Source organism: Aeromonas sp. PrichA-15, assembly GCF_017939245.1.
In the GTDB taxonomy this organism is placed as follows: Bacteria; Pseudomonadota; Gammaproteobacteria; order Enterobacterales; family Aeromonadaceae; genus Aeromonas; species Aeromonas caviae.
The window spans coordinates 1-3907 of sequence record NZ_JAGKRH010000145.1; the positions used below are offsets into that span (position 1 = coordinate 1).

At 61.5% G+C, this 3907-nt stretch carries 4 protein-coding genes; 2 read left to right on the forward strand and 2 right to left on the reverse strand.

Annotation, left to right across the window (positions count from 1 at the left end; all coding sequences use genetic code 11):
• Window positions 1-320 precede the first annotated feature (320 nt).
• Together J9889_RS16630 and hdfR are read left to right on the forward strand one after the other, a co-directional pair.
• A complete protein-coding gene (locus tag J9889_RS16630) occupies window positions 321-677 on the forward strand; it encodes a DUF413 domain-containing protein (protein WP_010674239.1) in 357 nt (118 codons plus the stop codon).
• On the forward strand, window positions 677-1552 hold the full coding sequence (hdfR, locus tag J9889_RS16635) for an HTH-type transcriptional regulator HdfR (RefSeq protein ID WP_053288564.1): 876 nt from the start codon (window positions 677-679) through the stop codon (window positions 1550-1552). The genes J9889_RS16630 and hdfR overlap by 1 nt, the downstream gene beginning before the upstream one ends.
• A 114-nt stretch (window positions 1553-1666) precedes the next feature.
• On the opposite strand, the gene tyrA is transcribed toward hdfR, so the two are convergent.
• Window positions 1667-2806, reverse strand: a complete 1140-nt coding sequence (tyrA, locus tag J9889_RS16640; protein ID WP_053288565.1) for a bifunctional chorismate mutase/prephenate dehydrogenase — start codon at window positions 2804-2806, stop codon at window positions 1667-1669.
• Window positions 2807-2924: 118 nt separating this feature from the next.
• On the reverse strand, window positions 2925-3907 hold a 983-nt coding region (locus J9889_RS16645; protein WP_210557389.1), incomplete at its 5' end, for a 3-deoxy-7-phosphoheptulonate synthase.

Below are 3907 nucleotides of genomic sequence, written 5' to 3' on the forward strand. Positions count from 1 at the left end.
GTGTGCTAACGCCAGGAATCGCATGCGTTTCCTGGCGTTGGTTTCTGCCTTGGCGAGGGCCAAGAAATCGATTGGATCGGACATACTGAGTACAGTGAAACCAGAATAGAGCAATTAGATCACATCTTTAATCTGATTGGTATAACTCCACTATTTTTCAGGCTTTTTTGTGCAGCGCACCGCAAAATGCCCCCTCGAGATGCGACAAACCCTGTTCGATAAAAGATATTTATTAACATAGTAAGAAAATTGATTTTGCACTCTGCGACGGCCTGATGATACTTGCCCGCAAAGGTCAAACTAACCAGAACAAGAGCACTATGAGCTTCGAATCAGACAAGCGTTTCAACGACTTCAAACATTTTCCCCGTGGCCTGCGTCGCAGTGGCGAATTCACCGTGGCCGAAGCGGACAGTCTGGAAAAGTATGGCACCGTGATGCTGGCGCTCTATCAGGGCAACCTGGCCCCGCGCGATGACGTAGAAAGTGCCTTTATCGAACAGGTCAAATCCGGCGCAGCCGGCAACAACCCCCACGCCAAGGTGTGGTTCAAATACCTGAAGGTGATTGGTCCCAAGCGCGTGCACCGTCTGTGCACCGTCGCAGGCGGCGCCAATGAAGATGCGGGTGGCAGCTTTGAAGGCGGCGGTGGCGGCAGCGACGAGTCCCTCGATTAATGGATACCGAGCTGCTTCGGACCTTCATCGAGGTCAGCAAGACCCGGCACTTTGGCCGGGCGGCTGAAAATCTCTACCTGACCCAGTCGGCGGTGAGCTTCCGGATCCGCCAGCTCGAGCAGCAACTCGGTGTCAGCCTGTTTGCCCGTCATCGCAACAACATCCGCCTGACAGCCTCCGGTGAGCGTCTGCTGCCCTACGCAGACGCCATTCTGCATACTTTGGGGCGCGCCAAGCAGGACGTGGCCCTCTCCCCCGGTTTCAGCCAGCAGCTTGCCATCGGCGCCCCCGCCGTCTTCTGGGAGCTCGACTTCAACGACTGGCTGAACCATGTCTATGCCCTGGCCCCCGGCCTCGCGGTGCGCCTCGAAACCGCCTCCCGCGAGCACCTCTGTCGCCAGTTGCTGGAGCGCTCCCTCGATCTGGCCCTGCTCTCAGAGCCGACCAAGATCGACGAGATTGCCCTGCACCCCATCGGCGAGCTGGTGTTCGAACTGGTGAGCCGGGAGCCGGCCGCAAACGCCGACAGCCTGATGCAGATGCCCCACATTCATCTCGACTGGGGCACCAGCTTCGAACCGCCATCGAGCCGATTGCAGAGCCTGCAGAAGACCCCGGTGCTGCATTCAAGCTCCGCCAGCATGGCCCTGCAATTCGTGCTGGCCAACGGCGGCGCCGCCTACCTGCCAAGGCGCATGGTGAGCCCCTTCCTGGAGCAGGGGCAGCTTCATCTGGTGGAAGGGGGCCAATCCCTGAGCCGCCCGCTCTACCTCGCCTATCTGGAGAAATCCGACCGCCGGGAGCTGATCGATCAGCTGCTCACCCTGCCGCTGGGCTGGCATGACGCCGACTTGCGTCAACCGCCTGCCGCATGAAACAGGGCGATTTCACACCCAGACCTCTGTTTTCATCTACCGTAGTTATCGGTGCAGCACAAACAACATGAAAAAGGGGCCATCAGGCCCCTTTTGTATGGATGTCTTTGTGCATCAGCCGTGATGACGACGATCGTTGGCCTGGGCCAGCAGGGTGCGGCTCTCGCGCAGGAACTCCTCCGCCCGCTCGCCGAAGAAGCCGGAGACCTGGCTGAAGGCCTCGATGAAGCCCTCCCTGTCTCCCCGCTCCAGCAGGCCCAGCGCCTCGCCGAAGTTCTGGTAGTAGCGGCGGATCATCGCGAGGTTCTGGGGCGACGACAATATGATGTCGGCGTAGAGATGGGGATCCTGGGCGAACAGCCGTCCCACCATGGCCAGCTCCAGCCGGTAGATGGGAGAGCTTAAGGCAAGCAGGCGGTCGATGTTGGCCTGCTCGCGGGAGAGATGCCAGCCGTAGGCAAAGGTGGCAAAGTGGCGCAGCGCCTGAATGAAGGTCATCGCCTCGTCGTGGGCCCTGGCCTCCACCTGCTGCAAACGCGCCCCCCAGATGGTCATCTGCTCCAGCAGCCACTGGCTGGCGGCGGGTTCGCGTCCCTGACAGCAGACGATCACCTGCTTGGCGAGGCTCGCCACGTCCGGTCCGAACATGGGGTGCAGCCCCAGCACAGGCCCCTGATGTACTGCCAGCATATGGGCAAGCGGTTCACTCTTGACGCTGGTCACGTCCACCAGCAGGCAGTTCTCAGGCAGGTTGCCGAGCCGGTCGATCACCTGGCAGGTGACGTCGATGGGCACCGCCACCATCACCAGCCCAGCGCCATGCAGGATCTCGTCGGCGCGTGGCCAATCGGCCTGACCCAGGGTTTCGACCCGGTAGCCCGAGAGGCTGAACAGGTTGCCGAACAGGCGGCCAAGCTGTCCCTGGCCACCGATGATCACCACCTTGCCGAGCTCAGGCTTCATGCACTTGAAGTGGTGCTCCTTGTCGCTGGCGGACTCCAGAATATAGGACTCGCGCATCACCCGGCGCAGCACATCCTCGATAAGGTCCCCCGGCACCCCCAGTGCCTCGGCCTCGGCGCGGCGGCGGGCCAGCATGCTCGCCTCCCGATCCGGTGCATAGATGGGCAGGCCGTGCCGGCTCTTCACTTCCCCCACTTCCCCCACCAGGGCGAGACGGGCAGCCAGCAGATCAATCAGCTGCTTGTCCACCGCATCTATCTTGTCCCTGAGGGCATTCAACTCTTCCGCCATGTCCAGTCCCTGCTGGCGCCGCCCGCAGCGACGCCCTGTCATTCAAGAGGCAACAAGGTATCACTGCGTGGGCAGTGATACCTCGATGGTTCAATCAGTTACAACAAGATACCACGGCTTATGCCGATGTTCTGGCCAAAAGTGGTGCCGCCAGCTGGCTGTGGCAGCGGGCCAGCAGCGCATCCGTGGTCTCCCAGTCGATGCAGGCATCGGTGATGGAGACGCCGTAGCGCATCTCGCACTTGGGCTGCTCGCTGGACTGATTGCCTTCGAACAGGTTGGATTCGAGCATCACCCCGATGATGGAGCGGTTGCCCTCCTGGATCTGGTGGATCACGTTGTCCGCCACCTTGGGCTGCAAGCGGTGATCCTTGCTGGAATTGCCGTGGCTGCAATCCACCACCAGGCCAGGCAGCAGACCCGCCTTCTCCAGCGCCTCTTCCGCCAGCGACACATTGACCGAGTCGTAGTTCGGGTGCTTGCCGCCGCGCAGGATCACATGACCATCCGGGTTGCCCTGGGTCTGCAGCAGCGCGACCTGACCCTGCTGGTTGATCCCCATGAAGGCATGAGGACTGGAAGCGGCCTGCAGCGCATTGATGGCGGTGCCGAGGTTGCCGTCGGTGCCGTTCTTGAAGCCGACCGGCATGGAGAGGCCGGACGCCATCTCCCTGTGGGTCTGGGATTCGGTGGTGCGGGCACCGATGGCAGACCAAGAGAAGAGCTCCGCCAGGTATTGCGGGCTGATGGGGTCGAGTGCCTCGGTCGCCAGCGGCAACTCCAGCTCGGCCAGCCAGCAGAGCAGCTCGCGGGCGCGGTGCAGACCCAGCTCCACGTCAAAGGTGCCGTCCAGGTTCGGATCGTTGATAAAGCCCTTCCAGCCGACCGTGGTGCGCGGCTTCTCAAAGTAGACCCGCATGACAATGTAGAGAGAGTCCTGATAGGCATCATGCAGCGCTTTGAGTCTGGTTGCGTACTCTTTGGCAGCGTCCATGTCGTGGATGGAGCAGGGACCACAGATCACCAGCAGGCGGTGATCGCGACGGTGGATGATGTCGGCGATGGTATTGCGGGCCCCTTGCACGAATGCCAGCGCGCGAT

Excerpts from the sequence above, each read along its gene's own strand:
- J9889_RS16630 (WP_010674239.1), top strand. The coding sequence starts at position 321 with ATGAGCTTCGAATCAGACAAGCGTTTCAACGACTTCAAACATTTTCCC.
- hdfR (WP_053288564.1), top strand. The coding sequence starts at position 677 with ATGGATACCGAGCTGCTTCGGACCTTCATCGAGGTCAGCAAGACCCGG.
- tyrA (WP_053288565.1), bottom strand. The coding sequence starts at position 2,806 with ATGGCGGAAGAGTTGAATGCCCTCAGGGACAAGATAGATGCGGTGGAC.